A 19680-nucleotide genomic window follows, 5' to 3' on the forward strand; every position below is an offset into this window, starting at 1 on the left:
GAGCGACGAAAAAGTCCTCCCCAATGGTGGAGAGGACCCGACGCTTCAGGCCCTATGGCACTGCAATGCGCCTTTCAGCGCCGTCCGCCAAACATGCCGATTAGATCGTTCAGCGCGTTGCCGTCACCGTCACGGTCCAGTACGTTGTTGAGGGTGCCGATCACGCCGCCCGCGCCCCCCTGCTGTGCCTGAGCGTTCTGTGGGGGGAGGCCCGAGATGACCGGGCCGCCGCCCAGGACGCTGCCCTGATCCTGCCGGTGATGTTGCGGGGCCTGCTGTCCGCCGCCCAGGAGACCCCCCAGCATGCCGCCCATGCCGCCAGCCGAGCCGCCGCCCAGCAGACCGCCCAGGACGCTGCCAAGATCTCCGCCCGGGCCCTGCTGTCCGCCGCCCCCACCACGCTGACGGGCCAGGTAGCCCAGCACCAGCGGCGCGGCCATGCTCAGAATCTGCATGGCGAGTTGTGGGTCAATTCCGGCACGTTTCCCCACGGCCTGCGCGGCAGCCTGCTGCTGGTTGCCGAACACGTGCCCCAGGATTTTCTGGCCTTCGTGCGTGTTGGGTGGGTTGCCCTGGCTGAAACTTTCCAGGGCGCTGCCGTCGTGCTGGCCCAGGGCTCCGGCCAGCGAGGCCGCCCCGTCCGGGCTGCTGGCGTTGCGGGTCATGGCCCCGAGCAGCAGCGGGATGGCCGCCTCCATGGCGCTTTCAGACTGCTGTGGGGTGGCCCCGGTGTGCTGGCTGATCTGCTGCTGCGCGTTGCCCATCCCGCCGAGCATGTTGAAGATATCCATCATGGTGTGTGACCTCCTGAGGTGAGAGTGAGGTCAGCCTACCCCCTGTCCCTGAGTGACGGCTTCAGCAATCCCTGAGGTCAGGCGGGCTGGGGCCGCCGTCCGCTGGGCCATCTGGCCTATGCATCGCGGCCACGGGAGCCGCTAAGCTCTTGGCCCTGTATGCAAGCCAGTCTGTCCTCCACCATCCGTCCCAACGTGGCCCTGTACGTCTCGGTGGCGCGCCTGGGGTTCCGGCGGCAGTTCGCGTACCCGCAGGCGGCGCTATGGGGTCTGATCACCAACCTGTTCTTCGGGGTCCTGCGCATTTCGGTGCTGGTGGCGCTGTTCGGCAGCAGGCCACAGGTGGCCGGGTACACCGTGCAGGACGCCATCACCTACACCGGGCTCACGCAGGCGCTGATCATGGCGCTGTCGTTGTTCGGCTGGACCGATTTCATGCGGACGGTTCACCGCGGCGAGGTGGCCTCTGACCTGCTGCGCCCACACGATCTGCTCGCCTTCTGGGCCGCGCAGGATGCGGGTCGGGCGGTGGGCCAGTTCGTGCTGCGCGGACTGCCCATGCTGGCGCTGTTCGCGCTGCTGTGGGGCGCGACATTTCCCGCTGGTGTCGAGGGCTGGCTGCTCACCACCCTGAGCCTGCTGCTGGCCTGGGGCTGCGGCTTTGCCTTTCGTTTTGTGGTCAACTGCGCGGCCTTCTGGTCCCCGGACGCCGTGGGCTTTGGCCGTTTCGCGTGGGCGGTGTTGGCTCTGGGCAGCGGCTTCCTAATGCCACTGGCCTTCTTTCCGCCGTGGTTTCAGACCGTGCTGGCGTTCACGCCGTTTCCCAGCATGATGAACACCACCGTGGAGATCTGGCTGGGCATCCGAACGGGACCAGAGGCGTGGGCGGGGGCGGCCGCGCAGTTTGGCTGGGCACTGCTGCTGCTGGGTCTGGCGGCCCTGGTGCTGTCACGTGGTCTGAAGCGGCTGGAGGTGGCGGGTGGATAGATCGTTACGTGTCCCCCCGCGCCATGGGTCTGAAGAGGGGGTTCTGTCTTCGGCGGCCCACCACCTGCGCCTCTACTTTCTCCTGCTGCGCGCCCAGGCCCGTTCGCAGGCCGTCTACCGCCTGTCCTTCGCGCTGGACGCGGTGGGCTCGGCCTTTATTACCCTGTCGGAGTTCGCGGCTTTCGTGCTGGTGCTGCCGCGCTTCGGCACCCTGAGTGGCTGGACCCTGGGCGACGTGGCTCTGCTGTACGGCCTGGCCGAACTGGCCTTTGTGCTGATGGACCTGTTGTTCGGCGGCTTCGACGCCCCCAACCTGAGCCAGCATGTCCGCAGCGGCAGTTTCAACACCTTTCTGCTGCGGCCCGCACCGCTGCGCCTGCAGGTCTTCGGCTCGGATTTCGCGTTGCGGCGGGTGATGCGCGTGTTTCTGGCCGCGGGAATTCTCGCCTACGGTGTGGCCGCCTCGGGGGCCGTGTGGACCCCTGAAGCCGCGCTGCTGCTGACCGGAAGTGTGCTGGGCATGGTGGCTTTTTTCGGTGGCCTGTTCGTGATCGGCGGCACGCTGACCTTCTGGACGGTAGAGAGCGTGGAGGCCATGAACGTCCTGACCTACGGCGGACGCACGCTGATCTCGTATCCGATGGACATTTACGGCCAATTCCTCCGCAAGACCTTCACGTACCTGATTCCCGCTGCCTTCCTGTCGTATTTCCCTGTGCTGCACGTTCTGGGTCGCCCGCTGCCCGACGGCCTTCCGCTGCTGGCGGCCTATCTGTCACCGCTCGTTGGCCCGCTGATGCTGGCGGCGGCCTTCGCATTCTGGCGGCTGGGCGTGCGCCATTACGGGGGAACAGGAACGTGAAGGTTGCACAAGGAGCATCCATGATCACCGTCGAACATCTCAGAAAGACCTTTCGCGTGCGCCAGGGGGGGCTGTGGCGTGGTTCAGGCGCCGTCAAGGAGGCGGTGCGGGACGTGAGTTTCGCCGTGGCGCGCGGCGAGATCGTGGGCTACCTGGGACCGAACGGGGCGGGCAAGAGCACGACCATCAAGGTGTTGACCGGGCTGCTGGTTCCCGACAGCGGGCAGGTGATGGTGGGCGGGCTGGTGCCGTGGAAGGAGCGCCGGGCGCACGTGGCGCGGCTGGGCGCGGTGTTCGGCCAGCGCACGACGCTGTGGTGGGACCTGCCCGTCCACGAGTCGCTTCAGTTGCTGCGCCATATCTATCGCGTCCCCGAAGCTCGCTTTCGTCAGAACCTGCGCGACTTCACCGAACTGCTGGACCTGGGGCCGTTCCTGAACACCCCGGCGCGTGCCCTGAGCCTGGGCCAGCGCATGCGGGCTGACCTCGCCGCCGCGCTGTTGCACGATCCCGAACTGCTGTTTCTTGACGAACCGACGGTGGGCCTGGACGTGGTGGCCAAGGAGCGCATCCGCGAATTCATCCAGCACGTCAACGCCACGCGTGATGTGACGGTGCTGCTGACCACCCACGATCTGACCGACGTGGAGCGGCTGGCACGCCGCGTGATGATCATCGATCACGGTGCGCTGCTGTACGACGGCAAACTGGCGCAGTTGCAGGCCCGTTACGGCAGCGCCCGTGAACTGGTGGTGGACTTCGAGGCTGTGCCTGTTGACCCGCAGGTCCCAGGGCTGGAACTGCTGAGCATGGACGGCCCACGGGTACGCTACGGGTTCACCGGGGCCGCCTCTGCCCCGATTGCGCGGGTCACCGCCCACGCACCGGTGCGCGACATCACGGTGAAGGAGCCGGAGATCGAGGCCACGATTCGCCGCATCTACGAGGGTGGCTTACTGCGGGAGGGGGTAGCGTAGGGCATGCAGCAGCAGGAAGGGACACCGGAAGTTAAACAGCGTGGGCCAGCACCCAGCGTCAGCAGGCCCCTGCTGTTTCTGGTGCTGCTCAGTGTGGTGGCGGTGCTTGCTGGCCTTACTGCCTCCGTTGATCCGGACGATCACGCGCTCAAGCCTGTGCTGATCATCTCGATTGTCATGCCTTCGCTGTTTGCGTGGTGGTTCTGGGGGCGTTACCGCCAGCACCCGCACCTCGGTTTCGTCCTCGGGCTCGCCTTCCTCGCCGTGCAGTGTCTCTTCGGGCTTTCCCAACTGGTCCTGGTCGGTGACGCTCCGGGCCACAGCCAGGCACCGATCTCTGCCCAACTCGGTACGCTGACGGCGGGCCTAGGGTTTGTTGGCGGCTCGATCTATCTGTGGGCTCGCTCCCGCCAGGACCGGCAGATCTGAGCCTGGCTTTCAGCCGTTCCCTGGCCGGAGCCCTGACCCGGAGTTCCAACGTGCAGAATTGGTGATGGGGTCAACCGGAACGTTGGACCGCTCTCTCAGGCCTAGTTGCTGACCATTCTCATTTCACGTCCCCCTAAGTTCGTGGGTGTGTTTGAAGCTGTAACGGTCGATGCCCTGCTGGGGGCGCTCCTCATTTTCTCGCTGCGGATTGTGGATGTGTCGCTGGGCACGCTGCGAATCGGGATGCTGGTGCGCGGCAAACGCACGGCGGCGGGGGCGCTGAGTTTCTTCGAGTCGCTGATCTGGCTGATGGCCGCCGCCAAGGTACTGAGCACGCTGGACAGCCCGCTACAGTTCATCGCCTACGCGGGTGGCTACGCCTCGGGCACCATGCTGGGGGCCAATATCGAGCGCTGGCTGGCGGTGGGCAAGGTGGTGCTGCGGGTCATCGTGCCCGTCAGTGCGCCAGACGTGCAGGCGGCTCTGCGCGACGCGGGCTACTACGTCACCACCGTCAACGCTTCGGGCCGTGACGGTGAGGTGCGCGTCATGTTCAGCGTGATCGCCCGCAAGCGCATGAAGCAGGCCTTCCGGGTGATCGAGACCACCTATCCTAAGGCCTTTATCACCGTGGAAGAGGTCACCACTGCTCAGCTTCAGGACACCGTGACGCGTCAGGAAGGTCAGGTCTTCCGGCGGCTGCGGATGATGCGAAAGTAGAGACCGCAGCCATACGGCTGGCACAGAACATTGATCAGCGCAGCAAAAGCGTGCCGCTCCGGATTGAACTGGAAGCGGCACGCTCGTAGAGGACTGGGCTGTTGTGTCGGTCGGCGGCGCTAATCCGAAGCTGGTGCGGGCCGGTCCTCCACCCTCCGGCCCGGCGTCGGTGTGCCGGCCGGAAATTCGCTCTTGAGCGCCTTGTACAGGCTGAAGCACATTCCGATCATGATGACGCTGAAAGGCAGGGCCGCTACCACGCTGGCCGATTGTAATCCGGCCAGCCCACCACTCAGGAGCAGGGCCACGGCGATCAGGCTCTGCATGATGCCCCAGGTGAACTTGACCCCATTGCCCGGCTCCTTCTGGCCACCGCTGGACTGCAACCCCAGGACGTAGGTGGCCGAGTCCGCGCTGGTAATGAAAAACGAGGCGATCAGCAGCGTGGCGATGCCGGACAGGACCTCACCCAGTGGCAACCCCTGAAGCAGGGCGAACAGCGCCGTGGAGATGTCTGCATCCGTCGCGGCGGTCACGGCAGTGTCGCCTGCCAGCGCGCCATGCAGGGCCGTGCCCCCGAAGACGCTGAACCACGTGAAGCTGACCAGTGCGGGCACGCCCAGCACGCCCAAAATGAATTCCTTGATGGTTCGTCCACGCGACACCCGCGCGATGAACAGGCCCACAAAGGGGGCCCACGCAATCCACCATGCCCAGTAGAAAATGGTCCAGCCGCCCACCCAGGTGGCCCCGGTGAAGGGCGTCAGGCGGGTTGACAGATTGATCAGGTCCTGCACGTAGCCGCCCACGCTGGTGGTGAAGGTATCCAGCAGGAAGACTGTGGGGCCTAGGATCAGCACGCCCAGCATCAGCAGTCCGGCCAGGATCACATTGGTGTTGGACAGCAGTTGGATGCCCTTGTTCAGACCCGTCATGGCACTGATCAGAAACAGCACGGTGACCACCCCGATAATGGTCATCTGCGCGGGCGTGCCGATGCTCAGGCCAAAAGCGCTGTTCAGGCCGCTGTTGATCTGCACCGCCCCAAAGCCCAGCGACGCCGCCACTCCGAAGACCGTGGCGATGATCGCCAGCACATCAATGGTCTTGCCGATGGGACCTCGACGCGCTGACCCAGCAGGGGCCGGAAGGTGCGGCTGATCAGTGTCGGCTCGCCGCGCCGGAACGAGAAATACGCGATTGAGAGCGCCACAACGCTGTAGATGGCCCAGGGATGCAGCCCCCAGTGAAAAAATGAATACTTCAGTGCGGCGCGCGCCGCCTCGGGTGTGCCGGGCGTCAGGCCGCCGGGCGGCGTCAAATAGTGCGACACCGGCTCGGCCACGCCGTAGAACACGAGACCAATACCCATACCTGCGCTGAACAACATGGCAAACCACGACAGCGTGCTGAATTCGGGCTGCTCGTCATCCCGGCCCAGCTTGACTGCGCCGTAGCGGCTGAAGGCCAGGAAACCGCAGAAAAGCAAAAAGCCCAGCACGGCCAGCAGGTAGTACCAGCCGAACGTGCCCGTCGTCCAGCCCACGGCGGCGGTCGCAGCTGCCCCCAGACCTGCCGGACTGAGCAGTCCCCATAGAACGAAAGCGGCGATAATCGCCACGGAAAGGTAAAGAACCAAAATCAAACCTCCAGAAAAAAGCTGGGCCCTGCGTCTTGAAGAGACGTGTTCTGGCCTATAGGACTCGATGGCTGAACCACAGCGGCAGAGCCGCCGCAATCCAGACGCCACGGGTGGATACCTTAACCCCAACTCATGAGTTGAATGAGAGCCGCGCCGCATTAGCCTGAACAGATGTCCGCTCCTCTCCCTCCAGCCTTTTTCGACCGTGATCCCGTCAAAGTGGCCCGCGAGCTGCTTGGGGGCACGCTGGTTCACGTTCTCCCCGGCGGTGAGACCCTCAGCGGCAGGATTGTGGAGACCGAGGCCTACGATTGCCCGCGCGATCCGGCCTGCACCGCCGGGCGGTTTCACGCCGCCCGCAGCGCTGAGATGGCCGTGGCTGCGGGCCGCTGGCTGTTCTGGAGCACGCACGGGCACCCGCTATTGCAGGTTTCATGCCGCCCTGAAGGCATTGCCGCCAGCGTCCTAGTCCGTGCGCTGGAGCCTCTGGAGGGCAAGGGTCAGATGCTGACGCACCGCCCCGTGACCCACGAGCGTGCCCTGAGCAACGGTCCCGCCAAGCTGGTCTACGCGCTGGGCCTGCGGCCGGCCGAGGTCCGGGGTACGGTGGTGAACAGCGCCGCGTTGCATCTGTTCGCCCCTCCGGAGATATTGCCCGACGACAGGGTAGGCATCACGGCCCGGATCGGCATCAAGGAGGGCCGCAATCTGCCCTGGCGCTTCGTGATTCGGAACAATCCCTGGGTGTCGCCGGGGGTGCCAAGCATGGACCTGGCCGGACCGTTTCCGGGAAGTTGAGTGGCCCGGACCCCACACGGGCGAGCGAGGCCCAGGCTCCCACTGACCTGTAGCCCTGTGCTCGCCCGCTATCATGGCCCGCGATGACTCAAGACGGCGGCAAGGGCAACAAGGGACAGGACAAGAAGGCGCAGCAGTACGGCGTCACTCCCCAGAGCGTGGACTTCAACGACTGGTACAACGAGGTGGTCAAGAAGGCCGACCTCGCGGACAACAGCCCGGTGGCGGGCGCGATGGTGGTCAAGCCCTACGGCTCGGCGCTGTGGGAGAACATCGTGCGCTGGCTGGATGACCGGTTCAAGGCGACGGGGCACGAATCGCTGATCTTTCCCACGCTGATTCCAATGAATTTCATTGCCCGCGAGGCCGATCACGTCGAGGGCTTTGCGCCCGAACTGTTCACGGTGACCAAGATCGGCACCGAGGAACTGGCCGAGCCTTACGTGATGCGGCCCACCAGCGAAACGATCATCGGTCACATGTGGGCTGGCTGGCTCAACAGCTACCGCGACCTGCCCTTCTTGCACTACCAGTGGGGCAGCGTCTTCCGCGCCGAACTGCGGACGAAGGCGTTCCTGCGGACCTCTGAGTTCTACTGGCACGAGGGGCACACCGCCCACGCTGACGAGGCCGAGGCACGGGCCGAGGTCCGGATGATTCTGGACCTGTACCACGAGTTCTGCCGCGACATTCTGGCCCTGCCGGTGGTGCGCGGCGAGAAATCGGCCTCCGAGCGCTTCGCCGGGGCGGTATCGACCTACAGCATCGAGGGCATGATGCGCGACGGCAAGGCGCTGCAGAGCGGCACCTCACATTACCTGGGACAGGCGTTCAGCCGGGCCTTTGACGTCAAGTTCCAGACCCGTGAGCAGAAGGAGGATTACGCGCACACGACCAGCTGGGCCATCTCCAGCCGCATCATCGGCGCGCTGATCATGACCCACGGCGACGACGCGGGGCTGATGATGCCCCCGAACATCGCCCCGATTCAGGTGGTCATCGTCCCCGTGGGCCGCAAGGACAACTTTGACGAAATGGTGGCCGAGGGCGAGCGTCTGGCCGCCCAGTTGACCCAGAACGGGGTGCGCGTCAAGGTGGACCGGCGCGACGGCGTGACCAACGGCTTCAAATACAACGACTGGGAGCTCAAGGGTGTGCCCGTCCGCATCGAGCTGGGGCCGCGCGATCTGGAAGCAGGCGTAGTGGTGGTCAAGAACCGCAACTCCGATGAGAAGGAAACCCTGGAACGTGACCTGGCCGTGGGCGGAATGGTGGAGCGCCTGGAGGGGATTCAGGCATGGCTGCTGAAGCGCGCCACCGACTTCATGCTGGAGAACACCGTGACGGTGGACAGCTACGATGATTTCAAGGCGGCCATCGAGGACGGCAAGTGGGTGCGCGCCTTCCACTGCGGCGATCCCGAGTCCGAGCGGCAGATCAAGGAAGACACCAAGGCCACGGTGCGAAACGTTCCGCTGGACGACGCCGAGTTCTTCGCCGAGCGCGAGGAGGGCGGCGTGTGCTTTCACACTGGCAAGCCCGCGGCTTACGGCAAGCGGATTCTGTTCGGGCGGCAGTACTGATCTGGATCTCCAGGGTGGTCCTCGTGGACTAAGTCCTCAGGCACGCAGCAAAATAACCGGCCACATCTTCACCATCAGTCAAGAGCGGAGGAGGTGTGGCCGATTTTGGAGGTCCTAACTGAGATCCAGGTGCTCCATTCTCTTCTTGGCCTCGATCCTGGCCGAAGTTGTCGGAGATGCCAAGGGGCGAGGGGTTATTCTCAAACGCCTCATCCTCATCTTGGTCCTGGCCCGGCGGTGGAATGAGGTTCTAGAACACCCGCCAGCGGTAAAACAGGTACCCCAGCCCACCCGCGAGGCTTGCCGCCAGGGCCAGCACGATCCAGATGCCGTTGGGACTGTCTGCAAAGGGCAACGGCACGTTCATGCCGAAAACGCTGGTCACCAGCGTGGGAATCGCCACCAGAATCGTGGTGATGGTCAGCACTTTGACCACCTGATTGACGTTGTTGCTGATCACGCTGGCAAAGGCTCCGGCCATGCTGGTCAGAATGTTGCTGGCAATCGACGCCATCTCGATGGCCTGCAGGTTCTCGATCAGCACGTCGTCGAGCAGATCGCTGTCTTCCTCGTACATCTCAAAGATCCGGTCACGCTTGACGCGCTCCATCATGGCCTCGTTGGCTTTCAGGCCCGTCATGAAGTACACCAGACTCTTTTCCAGCTTCAGCAGGTTGAGCAGTTCGCGGTTCTGCTGGCTGTTTTCCAGCTTGTCCTCGATCACGTCCACCCGCTTGTTGATCTGGCGCACATCGATCAGGAAGCGCTGGGCGTTTCTCAAGAACAGTTGCAGCGTCAACCGGTTCTTCTTGACCGTGCTGACCCGCCGCACCAGACCGCTGATCACGTCCTTGATCACCGGATTGTCCTCAAGCATGCACACCGTCACGACGCAGTGATCGGTGTGCAGAATGCCCAGTGGCACCGTGTCGTAGGGAATATCGCTGGAATCGGGCAGACGGTAACTGGTCTGCATGATGATCAGGAGGTTGCCGTCCTCGCGCTCGAAACGGGAGCGCTCGTCCGGGTCAAGGGGGTAAAACAGATAATCGAGTTCCAGTCCGGTCTCGCGGCTGATGCGCGCCAACTCCTCGGGGCTGGGGTCTGCGGCGTTGATCCAGCAGCCGTCGGTGTAGCCCTCGATGGTGGTCAGCTTGCCGCCGATGCTGCGGTAATACGTCAGCACAGGCCGCCCCCCGGCGTCAGGCTGGTCTGGGTTGTGTGGTGGGGCATGGCGTCCTCCGGACAGGGGATGGCGTGGGGCGTGGGCTGGTCAGGCCAGCGTTCCGGCGGCCCAGACTAGGGGGGTCAGCTTCCAGCGGTTCAGGGTTCACGTCATCACCTCCTTGTGTTGGGGACGCGGTTTTGAGTGGTGGGACTGTAACTGTACTTAACGGCTGTTCGCGGGCTGCTGCTCAGTTGCCCGGCGCAGGGGCCATGCTAGCCCCACAGGCGGGTCCGAGGCAAGCCGGAGCGCCACAAAAAGACCCCCCGGCGTGTGACCGGGGGCGGGCAGTTGCTGGGGCGGAGGTCAGGCTCCGAAAAATTCGTGGTTCCGGGCGATGAAGCTCTCCTCGCCGGCAGGCACGTCCTCCTCGGGGAAGATGGCGCTGACCGGGCAGGCGGGAACGCACGCGCCGCAGTCGATGCATTCGTCGGGGTGGATCAGGTACATCTCTCCGGCGTCGTAAATGCATTCCACCGGGCAGACCTCGGTGCAAGCCTGATCCTTGGTGCCAATGCAGGGACTGGTGATGATATGGGTCATGCGGGACAGTATGCACAGCCGATGGGGGCGGCGCAAGGGTGAATTTGGACAGCTTTTCGGGGGAGAGGGGGGCGATCGGCTTCGCTCAAGAGTGGCTGAAGCCCTCTCGTACCGGCCCTGCCCTTACCCTCCGCCGTGGGCCTGCAGGTATGCCTCAGCCAGCGCCAGATCCTCGGCCTGATCCACGTCCGTGCCCACCGCCGCGTGGGGCGTGATCAGTGCGCGGGCCGGCACCCCCAGAAGCCCCGAGACCTTGTTCTCCAGCGCCTCCACCGTCAGGCGGCCCATGAGCAGCCGCAGCAGGATGCCTGGCCCGATCAGGCCCGCCAGTTTCAGCGGGGCCTTCCGGGCGGCCAGCACCTCGCGCAGCCTCGGCAGGAACTGGCCGATCAAGGCAGGATCAAGGATAAAGAGGTTGCCCCCAGTGAACGAACCGCCCCGCAGTCGAGCGTAGGTGCGCCGCACGCCGGGGTAGGCCGCCTCGCAGACCTCGCGCCGCACCACCGGATAGACCAGGGCCGCGTCCGTGGGAGCGCTGTCCAGCACGTCCTGCACCTCGGCGGCCCTGAGCATGGGAATGTCTGCCGTGACCACCAGCACGCGCGGGGCGCCCTGCTTGTCCACCTCCAGCGCCTCCACCCCGGCTTCCAGGTTGCCCAGCAAGGAGCCGTGATCGGTCACGCGCTCATCGATCAGCGTTTCGATCTCAGGTGTGGTCGGGCCAACATAGGCGATGCGGGCCACCCGTTCGCTGCCGCGCAGGGCGCGCAGGACGTACAGGGCCATCGGCTCGCCGCCCACCGGGATCAGCGGCTTGACGGCCACGCCATGCGCCGCCGCAAAGGCGTCTCCCGGATCGCCGCCGCCCAGCACCACGGCGTCATAGCGCACGGTTTCAAATGCAGTCATCGGGGTTCAGGGTAGCAGAGGCAGGAGGCTGGTCCGGTGGCCCGGAGGTGACAAGTGTCACCCACCCCACCTGACACCTGGCACTACGCCCAGGCAGGTGGAAAGCAGACCATATGGGCATGAACGCGATACAGCTGAGCGGTGTGGACAAGACTTTTGGGCGGGTCCGTGCCCTGGCGGATCTGACACTGGACGTGCGGGCCGGAGAGCTGACGGCGCTGCTGGGGCCGAACGGCGCGGGCAAGACCACGGCCATCTCATTGATGCTGGGGCTGGCGCAGCCCACCCGTGGCAGCGTGCGCGTGCTGGGCGAGGATCCCAGGTACGACGCCGTCCGTGCTGGCATCGGCTCCATGCCACAGGAAAGCGCCATTCCCCAGGCGCTGACCGTGCGCGAGGCCATCACGCTGTTCGCCCGCCTGTACCCCGCGCCACTGACCGTGGACAGGGTGCTGGAACTGGCCCAGCTGACCGAGGTGGCCGGACGCCGCGCGGGCGCCCTGTCCGGCGGGCAGGCGCGGCGACTGGCCTTCGCGCTGGCGGTGGTGGGCAATCCGCAGGTGCTGTTTCTGGACGAGCCGACCACAGGAATGGATGCAGGCTCGCGTCAGGCGTTCTGGGGTGCTGTGGACGGCCTGAAGGCCGCCGGACGCACCATCCTGCTGACCACCCACTACCTGGAGGAGGCTGAGCGCACCGCAGACCGAGTGGTGGTCATGAACGCCGGCAGCATTCTGGCCGACGGCACGCCGGAAAGCCTGCGCGGCAGCGTGTTGACCAGCCGGGTGCGGTTCACCTCCGATCTGGTGCTGGCCGAGCTGAAGGCCCTGCCCGGTGTGGAAAGCGCTGCCGTGGATTCACGCGGCCACGCTGACCTTCAAACGCGCCAGCCGGAAGAGGTCCTTCGTGCCCTGTTCGTCCGCGGCGTCGCTTTCAGCGAACTGGAAGTGGGCCGCGCCAGCCTGGAGGACGCCTTCCTGAGCCTCACGGCGACGCCCGCCACAGCCGACACGCATCGCGCCTGAGCCCCTGATCTCAGTGCGAATATTCCCCAAAGGAGCTATCCCATGACCCAGACCACCCCCCAGCCCCTGACCCTGCCCGCCCCCACCTCCGCCACCCGGCAGGCCGCCATAGTGCCCGCGCTGGGGCAACTGGTGCTCTCGGAACTGCGGCGCATGGTTCGCAATCCCATGTTCTTCATCGGCACGGTGGGCTTTCCGATCCTGTGGTTCGCGTTGTTCGGGCTGCCCAATGTAAACGAGCAGCTGCCGGACGGCACCAACGTCGGGCGCTACATCCTGGTCAGTTTCGGCACCTATTCGCTGCTGACCCTCGCCATGTATTCCTTCGGGCTGGCAGTGGCCGCCGAACGCACCGGGGGCTGGCTGCGGCTGCTGCGGGCCTCACCCATGCCCGCGCCGCTGTACTTTCTGGGCAAGGTGGTGGCCGCTCTCTGCTTCAGCGCCCTGAGCCTGACGTTGCTGTACACCTTCGCGCACTTTGCGGGGGGCGTGACCATGCCGCTGACACTGGCGCTGACCATTCTGGGCAAGCTGCTGCTGGGCTGCGTACCGCTGATCGCGCTGGGCTTCATGATCGGCTTCTTGATCAACCCCACCGCCGCCAACGTGATCGCCAACGTGGTGAGCGTGCTGATGTCCTTTGCTAGCGGGCTGTTCGTGCCGCTGAATGGGCTGCCAGACGTCATGCAGAAACTCGCGCCGTATCTGCCGACCTACCATCTGGCGCAGGTCGGCTGGGGCACGGTGACGGGCAACACTTCCGGTGAAGCTGCCCACTGGCTGTATCTGGCGCTGTACGCGGTGGTCTTCGGCGCACTGGCGATCTGGGGGCTGAAGAAGGACGAGGCCCGCGGGCTGTGACCGTGGAGGCGGCCAGGCTTTTGGGCGACAATGGGGGCATGTCCGAATCCTGGTCAGCCTTCACCTGGCACGCCGAGCCGCAAAGCTGGGCCGCGCACGAGGATGGAACGCTGGAAGTCGTCACCGCAAAGGGGGGCGATTTCTGGCGTGAAACGCAGTACGGCTTCACGCACGACGACGGCCACGCCTTCCTGCGGGACGCACCGCTCGAATTCATGGCCAGCGTGCGGGTGCGCGGCGGGTACCGCGAACTCTACGATCAGGCCGGTCTGATGTTGCGCGCCGACGAGCGGCACTGGTGCAAGGTGGGCGTGGAATACGTGGGCCGCCAGCAGTGGAGCGCGGTGGTCACGCACGACAAATCCGACTGGAGCGTCCAGCCCGCTGGCGATCATGCCGAGGTCACCTTCCGCATGGTTCGCCGCGACGACGCCCTGATCCTGCACGCCCGCCCGGCTGACCACGAGGAATGGACCCTGCTGCGCGTGGCTCCGTTTCCCCCGGGGTTGGGTGCGCGCGTGGGCCTCCTGGCCGGAAGTCCAGGCCGGGCCGGGTTTCGCGCCAGCTTCCACGACTTCCGGCTGTCTGGGCCAGATCGCCGCCCACTGCATGAGCTGAGGGCCCCGTGACCGCCTGTCCGCCCGCCCGCCCAAAGTTCAACTTCTGGACCCTCTTTCCAATGTTCTGGTTGATGTTCCTGGCCTATCCCATTCTTGGCTTTTTTGGTGACGTGCGCCCGCTGGGGGAGTGGCTGCTGTTCTGGGGGATTCTGGCGGGCTTTCTGGCGGTGTACGCCCAGGTTTTTTTCTTTCGCAAGGCGGGAATACACTGGGCGCTGGCAGGCTGGGCCTACACGCTCGTGGCCTATGCCGTGCTGTTCCCGGTGGTGGGCGGGGGCGTCACCGCCTTCCTGATCTACGGAGGCAGCATCATCGGTTATCAGGCGCGGGTGTCGCTGGCGCTGTGGCTGGCGGTCTTCAACGTGATGGTCATGGCCCTGCCGTTCTACAGCGGAAGCTACACGCTGGAAGACCTGGCGTGGCTGGGACCGAACATGGTGTTCACGCTGGTGGCCGCGTATGCCAACCACGCCTCCTACCGCCGCACGGTGGCCGATCAGCGACTGGCGCAGGTGCAACTGGAGAAGGAAAAACTGGCTGCCGACGCCGAGCGTGAGCGCATTGCCCGCGACCTGCACGATATTCTGGGCCACACCCTGAGCGTGATCGTGCTGAAAAGTGAGCTGGCAAGCCGACTGGCCGAACGCGATCCAGCCCGCGCCGCTTCGGAGATCCGCGAGGTGGAACGCATCTCGCGCGAGGCCCTGCAGGAGGTGCGCTCGGCGGTGCGCGGCTACCAGGGCAGTGGCCTGAGCGCGGAACTGGCCCGCGCGAAGGTGGCGTTGGACGCAGCAGGGGTGAAACTGAATGTCACCGATTCGCTGCCTGAACTGCCCCTCCAGACCGAGGCCAGCGCCGCCATGCTGCTGCGCGAGGCCGTGACCAACATCGTGCGCCACGCCCACGCGAAGGAGGTCTGGATCTCCCTTGCTCCTGTGGGGGGCGGCCACCGCCTGACCGTGCGCGACGACGGCGTGGGCGGTCTGAATGCCGAGGGCAGCGGCCTGACCGGGATGCGTGAACGCCTGCGCGCCATCGGCGGCACCCTGGAACGTCGCGGCGAGGGCGGCACCACCCTGACGGCGCAGTTTCCGGCGGTACAGGACATGCCCGTCAGCGATCTGGTGCGTGCGTGATTCGCGTCCTACTGGCGGAGGATCAGGGCCTCGTGCTGGGTGCCCTCTCGGCGTTGCTGTCGCTGGAGGACGATCTGGAGGTGGTGGGGCAGGCGGCAGACGGTGAGGCGGCATTGAACGCGGCGCGTGAACTGAAACCGGATGTGTTGGTCACGGACATAGAGATGCCACGGCTGAGCGGTCTCGACCTGGCCGAGCGGGTGCGCGGCGAGCTGCCGAATGTGCGCGTGATTATCGTGACCACCTTTGCGCGCGGCGGCTACCTGCGGCGGGCGCTGGAGGTCGGCGCGCGCGGTTACCTGCTCAAGGACGCCCCGGCCAGAGAGCTGGCCGACGCCATCCGCCGCGTCCACGCCGGGAGGCGCGCCATCGATCCCGGGTTGGCCGGGGAAGCCTGGGCCGACGCCTCACCGCTGACCGAGCGTGAGCGCCAGGTGCTCCTTCAGGCCGAGGGCGGCGCGAGTACCGCCGCGATTGCCGCAAAACTGCACCTCTCTGAGGGCACCGTCCGCAACTACCTGTCCGAGGCGATTGGCAAGCTGGGCGCAGAGAACCGGGTGGAGGCCGCCCGTACCGCGCGGGAGCGGGGCTGGTTGTAGTCAGGGGCAGAACGCCCCCGAAAAATCAACCGAGCATGGACTGCGAGGCCGGTGTTCTCACGAATCGCCCACGGCCCACGCCTAGGGTCAGAAAGGAGCACTCGCCGTTTCTCAAGTCAACCCTGAACCTCAGGAGGTTTCCAGATGTCCATTTCCAGACGTCCATCCACCGTATTGGCGGTCCGTGCCCTGTTGCTGCTGGGCCTGAGCGCCGTGCCTGCCCTGGCCCAGGACACGGCCCAGCCTGCCTCCCAGCCGGTGGGGCAGCCCGCTTTTGCCCCCCAGCCCGTGACCTACGCTAGCGCTGCCGACGCAGCTGCTGCGGCCCAGAAATTCGCTGATGAGGCCCGCAGGACCTATCCCAGGGGCAGCGCGAATATCGATCAGGCGCTGTGGACCCAGGCCGCTGCAGCCGCCGAAGCCGCTGTCCTGGCCGAACCGGGCAATGCCGATTACCTGAAACTGCGCGCCCAGATCTACACCGAGGTTGGCTTCTGGCGTCAGGCGGAAGTGACCTGGGCGGCCTATTTCAAGGTGGTGCCTGCCGTACCCGGCAGTCGGGACGCCCAGCAGGCGGGCCTGGCGCAGTACAACCTGGGGTACTCGGCGTATGTTCGCAACCAGCCGGATCTGGCTGCCCGCTATTTCGCCGAGTGCCTGAACTTTGATCCTCAGAGCGCCCAGTGCGCGGGCTGGGCCGCCCGCACAGCGTTGGAGGGGGGCGACTACGCCCGCGCCCAGACGCTGTATGGTCAGGCCATCGCCCTGACGCCCAATGACAAGACGCTGGTCTATTTCCGGGGGCTGGCACAGAAGGCCGCCGATTACGGCCCAGTGGCCACCGGGGCGTTCAGCCGCGCCTACGCCGATCTGGACGCGGGACGCAAGGATCAGGCGCTGGCGGGCTTCCAGGCGGCGGCTCGGAGTGCGCCCAACTTTATTGAAGCGTGGCGGCAGGCTGGCAAGCTTGCCCTGGAGATCGGCAATGCTCAGGCCGCGCTGGAAGCATATCAGGGGGTCATTGCCCTGCCGGGGGCCGACGCCACCGACAAATTCAACCTCGCCCTGGCGCAGGAGGGCGCGCAGTATGGTCTGGACGCCGTACGGATCTTCCGCGCCGCTTACGGTAAGTACACGGCTGGCGACAGGACAGCGGCAGAGAACGGGTTCCAGCAGGCCACCGCCCAGAATCCCAACTACGCCAAGGCCTGGGCGTGGCTGGGCCGCACCCGCTACGAGGCGAAGAACTATGCGGGGGCCGCTGAAGCCTACGGCCGCGCCGTGGCCCTGGACCCAAATGACAAGTCCAGCGCGTACTACCTGAGACTGGCGCAACAGGGGAAGTAGATTCCTCTGCCTTCCAAATGCCCCCGCTCCAACGGTTGCGGGGTCATCTTCATGTGGTCTGCCAGGGTTCACTTCAACACTGCCGCACCAGCCTATAGAGAAGGGGCTACACCGCAACTTCCTGTCTACGCCCGCTGGTCTTGTTTGTCACCACCTCAAGACTCACCGGCTGAGAATGACCGTCCCAATGGGCGAAATTGTGCCAGTTTCAAAGGCCGATGCTGCGATTGCCGGAAGCACGTCGTAAACTACTTAGCACTCGTGCTCCGCACATTTTCGACCAGTTTAGGACTGCTGAGGAAGGAGTCGGCTTCTGGGGTTGCGGTGTCGGTGCGTGCTCCGGACCCTTCAATTCCTCACGCAGGGAATCGCGCGCCTCGATCTAGTCCAGTATGCGTAGGCAAGCGAGGTTGTTCAGGATGTCTGCAATCTTCTGACGCCTGTCGGTTGTCAGAACTGTGTTGAGGTCCGGCTGCGCGGGCGGGGCGGGCAGGACCACTCAACCCGAGGATGACTCAGTACGGCGGCCAAATATACGGACTGGACGGCCTATTGGACATCTGGGAGAGAAAGCCGTTGACAGACATCCGAAACTGCACACAAGGAAGCCGACAGGCAGGCATGCGGGCCGAATAGCCGGAGAATAAAGTCGACAATTGGAAGCTTCGCAATAGCACGATGATGTGAAAAGGTCACACTGAAACATATTGTTCAACTGGTCAGTCTGAAAGGTGCTCGGCTCCCGGCCGCCTGCCTTTCCCACGGCACCGGCGGTGGTTTTTTCTCCTACAAATACTTCGTTGCTTCCCAATCCATCTGAACCGCCATTGCGTCTCGGTCTTCCTACCCAGCGTTCTACCGCTGTGGACATGGATGATTTACTCCGTGCTCTTAGCGCGGATTTCTGACTGTTCAGCGCACCAAATTCGTTCTGCTGGCTGCCCTCCGGGACGGTTTCTCTTCACCACCTTGGGATCCCTCAAGACCACTCCTGTAAATCAGGGCGATGGAGCCGCTATAACAACCGTGAAATTTATGTCTCGGTAGCTACCTGTGGCATCCGCGATCCTGTAGTCATACAGTCTGCCCTCTCGGCTCGTTGGATAGCCTGGATTGGCGTCGAAGGGCGCCTTCAGGTCGTAACAATCGGCGTAAGGAGCGTGATTATTGATGCTTTTTTCCAGATCTGCGAAAAGGCCATCAACGGTACGATAAGAGCCAAATTGATCTCGGCTCAGCTGTCGCGGTGGTTCTCCAGGAAACACAACGGTCACTTCAACAAGGTCGCCGCTCTGAACACCAATGGTGATAAAGGTACGGGCCGCAAGGCCGGTAGGTTGAAGATCATAGCGGTGAGAGGTTGGTTTTACTTGTGCCCACATTGTTTTTGTCGCCTGTGTCCGCTGGGACAGCCTGGACCAGTTGGTGGGCTGAAAGCCTGGAATACAATTGGCATTCCCATCGGTTTGACCACACGCCGAGACAACGAGTGCGGCCATCGTCAGAAGGACAGACAGTCTCTTCATGGAGCGATCAAATTATAGTCGGTGCGTCCCATTCAGAAGATGGCAAATGCTATTAGTGCTGTTTGCTAGCAGCAGAAACTTCAGATACGACAAAGGGCACGCGGTCTGGAATGCCTTTGGAGACCGTTCCTCCAGCCACCTCGGCTACGCCGCTTAAGCCCTCTCTGCTCGCTCCTCCAGGTGACTCTTTGAGTTGCTGCCTTAGACATTTGAGGCAGCTAACGCAATGACAATCGTTGTCATGGCCAGGACGGGTGAAGGCGCTCGTCTCCTATGACTCCAGGAGCTGTTTGGACAGATGTGCAGGCAGAGGTCTACGGAATGACAGGCGTTATGTGAAGAAAGGAGCCTGCACTTTATGCTGATGACCACATTTGTTGGTCTGCTCACTGTTAAGTTGGGTGAGCGGGTGACGGTTGTATGACGGGCCCTCTGGGACGATAGGGTCCGTGAACAGCGAGGAGCGGCGAACGTCGACTCCGGCACGCCGCTACGTTCCGGAGGCCACTGCAGATGACCGTCAGCCGCCAAGCCGCACCTGATGACGCCATCCTCCACCAGCACCTGTTTGAGCATGCGGGGGTGGGTCTGCTGGTGATCGCCTTCGATGGGACCATCCGTCAGATCAACCCCAACGGTGCCGAGTTCCTCGGCCGCTCCCGCACCGCCCTGACCGGGATCAGTGTCCTGGACGTCACCCATCCAGATGACATCGCGCGCACCGTCGAAGCCCTGACCAGTGTGGTTCAGGGCCAGGTCCACACCGCTGTGCTGGAAAAACGCTATCTGCGTCCGGACGGCCAGGTGGTCTGGTCCCGCTCACGGGTTTCCCTGTTGCCCGGCCACGGCGCACCGCCCGACTCGGTGATCGCCGTCGTCGCCGACATTACCGAACTCAAGCACGCCCAGCGGGATCTTGAGGCGCTCAACCGCGCCCTCCAGGCCACGCTTGAGGGTGGGCTGCTGGGCCTGGGCATCGCCCTGGAAGCTCGAGATCTCGAAACCTCCGGGCATACGGTACGGGTCATGGATCTCAGTCAGCACCTCGGAGAGGAGCTTGGACTGAACGCCGTCACGCTCAATGAACTCCGGCACGG

General features: G+C 64.5%; 19 protein-coding genes and 1 pseudogene. 14 read left to right on the top strand and 6 right to left on the bottom strand.

The genetic code is table 11. From position 1 onward, the window contains the following. Positions 1-74: 74 nt before the first annotated feature. Positions 75-794 (bottom strand): DUF937 domain-containing protein, encoded by a 720-nt coding sequence (locus tag HNQ08_RS06710; protein ID WP_184128782.1) that lies wholly within the window; start codon positions 792-794, stop codon positions 75-77. Between the two features lie 159 nt (positions 795-953). Here HNQ08_RS06710 and HNQ08_RS06715 point away from each other — a divergent pair, with 159 nt between their 5' ends. From HNQ08_RS06715 to HNQ08_RS06735, 5 genes are all read left to right on the top strand, one after another. After that, on the top strand, positions 954-1781 hold the full coding sequence (locus tag HNQ08_RS06715; RefSeq protein WP_184128786.1) for an ABC transporter permease: 828 nt from the start codon (positions 954-956) through the stop codon (positions 1779-1781). Next, on the top strand, positions 1774-2643 hold the full coding sequence (locus HNQ08_RS06720; protein WP_229789679.1) for an ABC transporter permease: 870 nt from the start codon (positions 1774-1776) through the stop codon (positions 2641-2643). The genes HNQ08_RS06715 and HNQ08_RS06720 overlap by 8 nt, the downstream gene beginning before the upstream one ends. A gap of 20 nt (positions 2644-2663) precedes the next feature. Next, positions 2664-3620 (top strand): ABC transporter ATP-binding protein, encoded by a 957-nt coding sequence (locus tag HNQ08_RS06725; RefSeq protein ID WP_184128789.1) that lies wholly within the window; start codon positions 2664-2666, stop codon positions 3618-3620. Between the two features lie 3 nt (positions 3621-3623). Next, positions 3624-4049, top strand: coding sequence for a hypothetical protein (locus HNQ08_RS06730; protein WP_184128792.1), 426 nt, complete (start codon positions 3624-3626; stop codon positions 4047-4049). 147 nt (positions 4050-4196) lie between these two features. Beyond that, positions 4197-4769, top strand: a complete 573-nt coding sequence (locus tag HNQ08_RS06735) for a DUF5698 domain-containing protein (RefSeq protein ID WP_184128794.1) — start codon at positions 4197-4199, stop codon at positions 4767-4769. A gap of 119 nt (positions 4770-4888) precedes the next feature. Here the strand turns inward: HNQ08_RS06735 and HNQ08_RS28180 are convergent. Further along, a pseudogene (locus HNQ08_RS28180) lies at positions 4889-6570 on the bottom strand (glycine betaine uptake BCCT transporter). A 12-nt stretch (positions 6571-6582) separates the two neighbouring features. Between HNQ08_RS28180 and HNQ08_RS06745 the strand changes: the two are divergent. Together HNQ08_RS06745 and proS are read left to right on the top strand one after the other, a co-directional pair. Continuing rightward, complete coding sequence (locus tag HNQ08_RS06745) at positions 6583-7209, top strand: DNA-3-methyladenine glycosylase (protein WP_184128796.1); 627 nt, start codon at positions 6583-6585, stop codon at positions 7207-7209. Positions 7210-7292: 83 nt separating this feature from the next. Beyond that, complete coding sequence (gene proS / locus HNQ08_RS06750) at positions 7293-8792, top strand: proline--tRNA ligase (protein ID WP_184128798.1); 1500 nt, start codon at positions 7293-7295, stop codon at positions 8790-8792. A gap of 250 nt (positions 8793-9042) precedes the next feature. Here the strand turns inward: proS and HNQ08_RS06755 are convergent, their stop codons facing one another. The 3 genes from HNQ08_RS06755 to HNQ08_RS06765 form a co-directional block, all read right to left on the bottom strand. Then, a complete protein-coding gene (locus HNQ08_RS06755) occupies positions 9043-9978 on the bottom strand; it encodes a magnesium transporter CorA family protein (RefSeq protein ID WP_184128800.1) in 936 nt (311 codons plus the stop codon). Between the two features lie 345 nt (positions 9979-10323). Next, positions 10324-10560, bottom strand: coding sequence for a ferredoxin family protein (locus tag HNQ08_RS06760; protein ID WP_075830515.1), 237 nt, complete (start codon positions 10558-10560; stop codon positions 10324-10326). A 123-nt stretch (positions 10561-10683) separates the two neighbouring features. Then, the gene (locus HNQ08_RS06765) at positions 10684-11469 is read right to left on the bottom strand and encodes an NTP transferase domain-containing protein (protein ID WP_184128802.1); all 786 of its coding nucleotides are present in this window, start codon (positions 11467-11469) and stop codon (positions 10684-10686) included. A 119-nt stretch (positions 11470-11588) separates the two neighbouring features. On the opposite strand from HNQ08_RS06765, the gene HNQ08_RS06770 reads away from it, so the two are divergent. From HNQ08_RS06770 to HNQ08_RS06795, 6 genes are all read left to right on the top strand, one after another. Further along, positions 11589-12494, top strand: coding sequence for an ABC transporter ATP-binding protein (locus tag HNQ08_RS06770; RefSeq protein ID WP_184128805.1), 906 nt, complete (start codon positions 11589-11591; stop codon positions 12492-12494). A 42-nt stretch (positions 12495-12536) separates the two neighbouring features. Continuing rightward, complete coding sequence (locus HNQ08_RS06775) at positions 12537-13355, top strand: ABC transporter permease (protein ID WP_184128808.1); 819 nt, start codon at positions 12537-12539, stop codon at positions 13353-13355. Positions 13356-13393: 38 nt separating this feature from the next. After that, positions 13394-13984: a DUF1349 domain-containing protein gene (locus tag HNQ08_RS06780; RefSeq protein WP_184128812.1), complete on the top strand. Its 591-nt coding sequence runs from the start codon at positions 13394-13396 to the stop codon at positions 13982-13984. After that, positions 13981-15111, top strand: a complete 1131-nt coding sequence (locus HNQ08_RS06785; RefSeq protein WP_229789677.1) for a sensor histidine kinase — start codon at positions 13981-13983, stop codon at positions 15109-15111. Before HNQ08_RS06780 ends, HNQ08_RS06785 begins: the two co-directional genes overlap by 4 nt. Then, entirely contained in the window at positions 15108-15710 is a 603-nt protein-coding gene (locus HNQ08_RS06790) for a response regulator transcription factor (RefSeq protein ID WP_184128814.1), read from the top strand. Before HNQ08_RS06785 ends, HNQ08_RS06790 begins: the two co-directional genes overlap by 4 nt. Positions 15711-15854: 144 nt before the next feature. Next, positions 15855-17057, top strand: coding sequence for a tetratricopeptide repeat protein (locus HNQ08_RS06795; RefSeq protein ID WP_184128817.1), 1203 nt, complete (start codon positions 15855-15857; stop codon positions 17055-17057). Positions 17058-18055: 998 nt separating this feature from the next. Here the strand turns inward: HNQ08_RS06795 and HNQ08_RS06800 are convergent. Continuing rightward, on the bottom strand, positions 18056-18583 hold the full coding sequence (locus HNQ08_RS06800) for a DUF6174 domain-containing protein (RefSeq protein WP_184128820.1): 528 nt from the start codon (positions 18581-18583) through the stop codon (positions 18056-18058). A 513-nt stretch (positions 18584-19096) separates the two neighbouring features. Here HNQ08_RS06800 and HNQ08_RS06805 point away from each other — a divergent pair. Then, positions 19097-19680: PAS domain S-box protein (locus tag HNQ08_RS06805; protein WP_184128823.1), on the top strand; the 584-nt coding region annotated here is incomplete at its 3' end.

The organism is Deinococcus humi, from assembly GCF_014201875.1.
GTDB classification, from domain to species: Bacteria; Deinococcota; Deinococci; order Deinococcales; family Deinococcaceae; genus Deinococcus; species Deinococcus humi.

What these genes read in the sequence shown, in the direction of transcription:
- HNQ08_RS06800 (WP_184128820.1), bottom strand. Translation starts at nt 18,583, where the DNA reads ATGAAGAGACTGTCTGTCCTTCTGACGATGGCCGCACTCGTTGTCTCG.
- HNQ08_RS06770 (WP_184128805.1), top strand. Translation starts at nt 11,589, where the DNA reads ATGAACGCGATACAGCTGAGCGGTGTGGACAAGACTTTTGGGCGGGTC.
- HNQ08_RS06730 (WP_184128792.1), top strand. Translation starts at nt 3,624, where the DNA reads ATGCAGCAGCAGGAAGGGACACCGGAAGTTAAACAGCGTGGGCCAGCA.
- HNQ08_RS06780 (WP_184128812.1), top strand. Translation starts at nt 13,394, where the DNA reads ATGTCCGAATCCTGGTCAGCCTTCACCTGGCACGCCGAGCCGCAAAGC.
- HNQ08_RS06710 (WP_184128782.1), bottom strand. Translation starts at nt 794, where the DNA reads ATGATGGATATCTTCAACATGCTCGGCGGGATGGGCAACGCGCAGCAG.
- HNQ08_RS06795 (WP_184128817.1), top strand. Translation starts at nt 15,855, where the DNA reads ATGTCCATTTCCAGACGTCCATCCACCGTATTGGCGGTCCGTGCCCTG.
- HNQ08_RS06725 (WP_184128789.1), top strand. Translation starts at nt 2,664, where the DNA reads ATGATCACCGTCGAACATCTCAGAAAGACCTTTCGCGTGCGCCAGGGG.
- proS (WP_184128798.1), top strand. Translation starts at nt 7,293, where the DNA reads ATGACTCAAGACGGCGGCAAGGGCAACAAGGGACAGGACAAGAAGGCG.
- HNQ08_RS06715 (WP_184128786.1), top strand. Translation starts at nt 954, where the DNA reads ATGCAAGCCAGTCTGTCCTCCACCATCCGTCCCAACGTGGCCCTGTAC.
- HNQ08_RS06745 (WP_184128796.1), top strand. Translation starts at nt 6,583, where the DNA reads ATGTCCGCTCCTCTCCCTCCAGCCTTTTTCGACCGTGATCCCGTCAAA.
- HNQ08_RS06760 (WP_075830515.1), bottom strand. Translation starts at nt 10,560, where the DNA reads ATGACCCATATCATCACCAGTCCCTGCATTGGCACCAAGGATCAGGCT.
- HNQ08_RS06765 (WP_184128802.1), bottom strand. Translation starts at nt 11,469, where the DNA reads ATGACTGCATTTGAAACCGTGCGCTATGACGCCGTGGTGCTGGGCGGC.
- HNQ08_RS06775 (WP_184128808.1), top strand. Translation starts at nt 12,537, where the DNA reads ATGACCCAGACCACCCCCCAGCCCCTGACCCTGCCCGCCCCCACCTCC.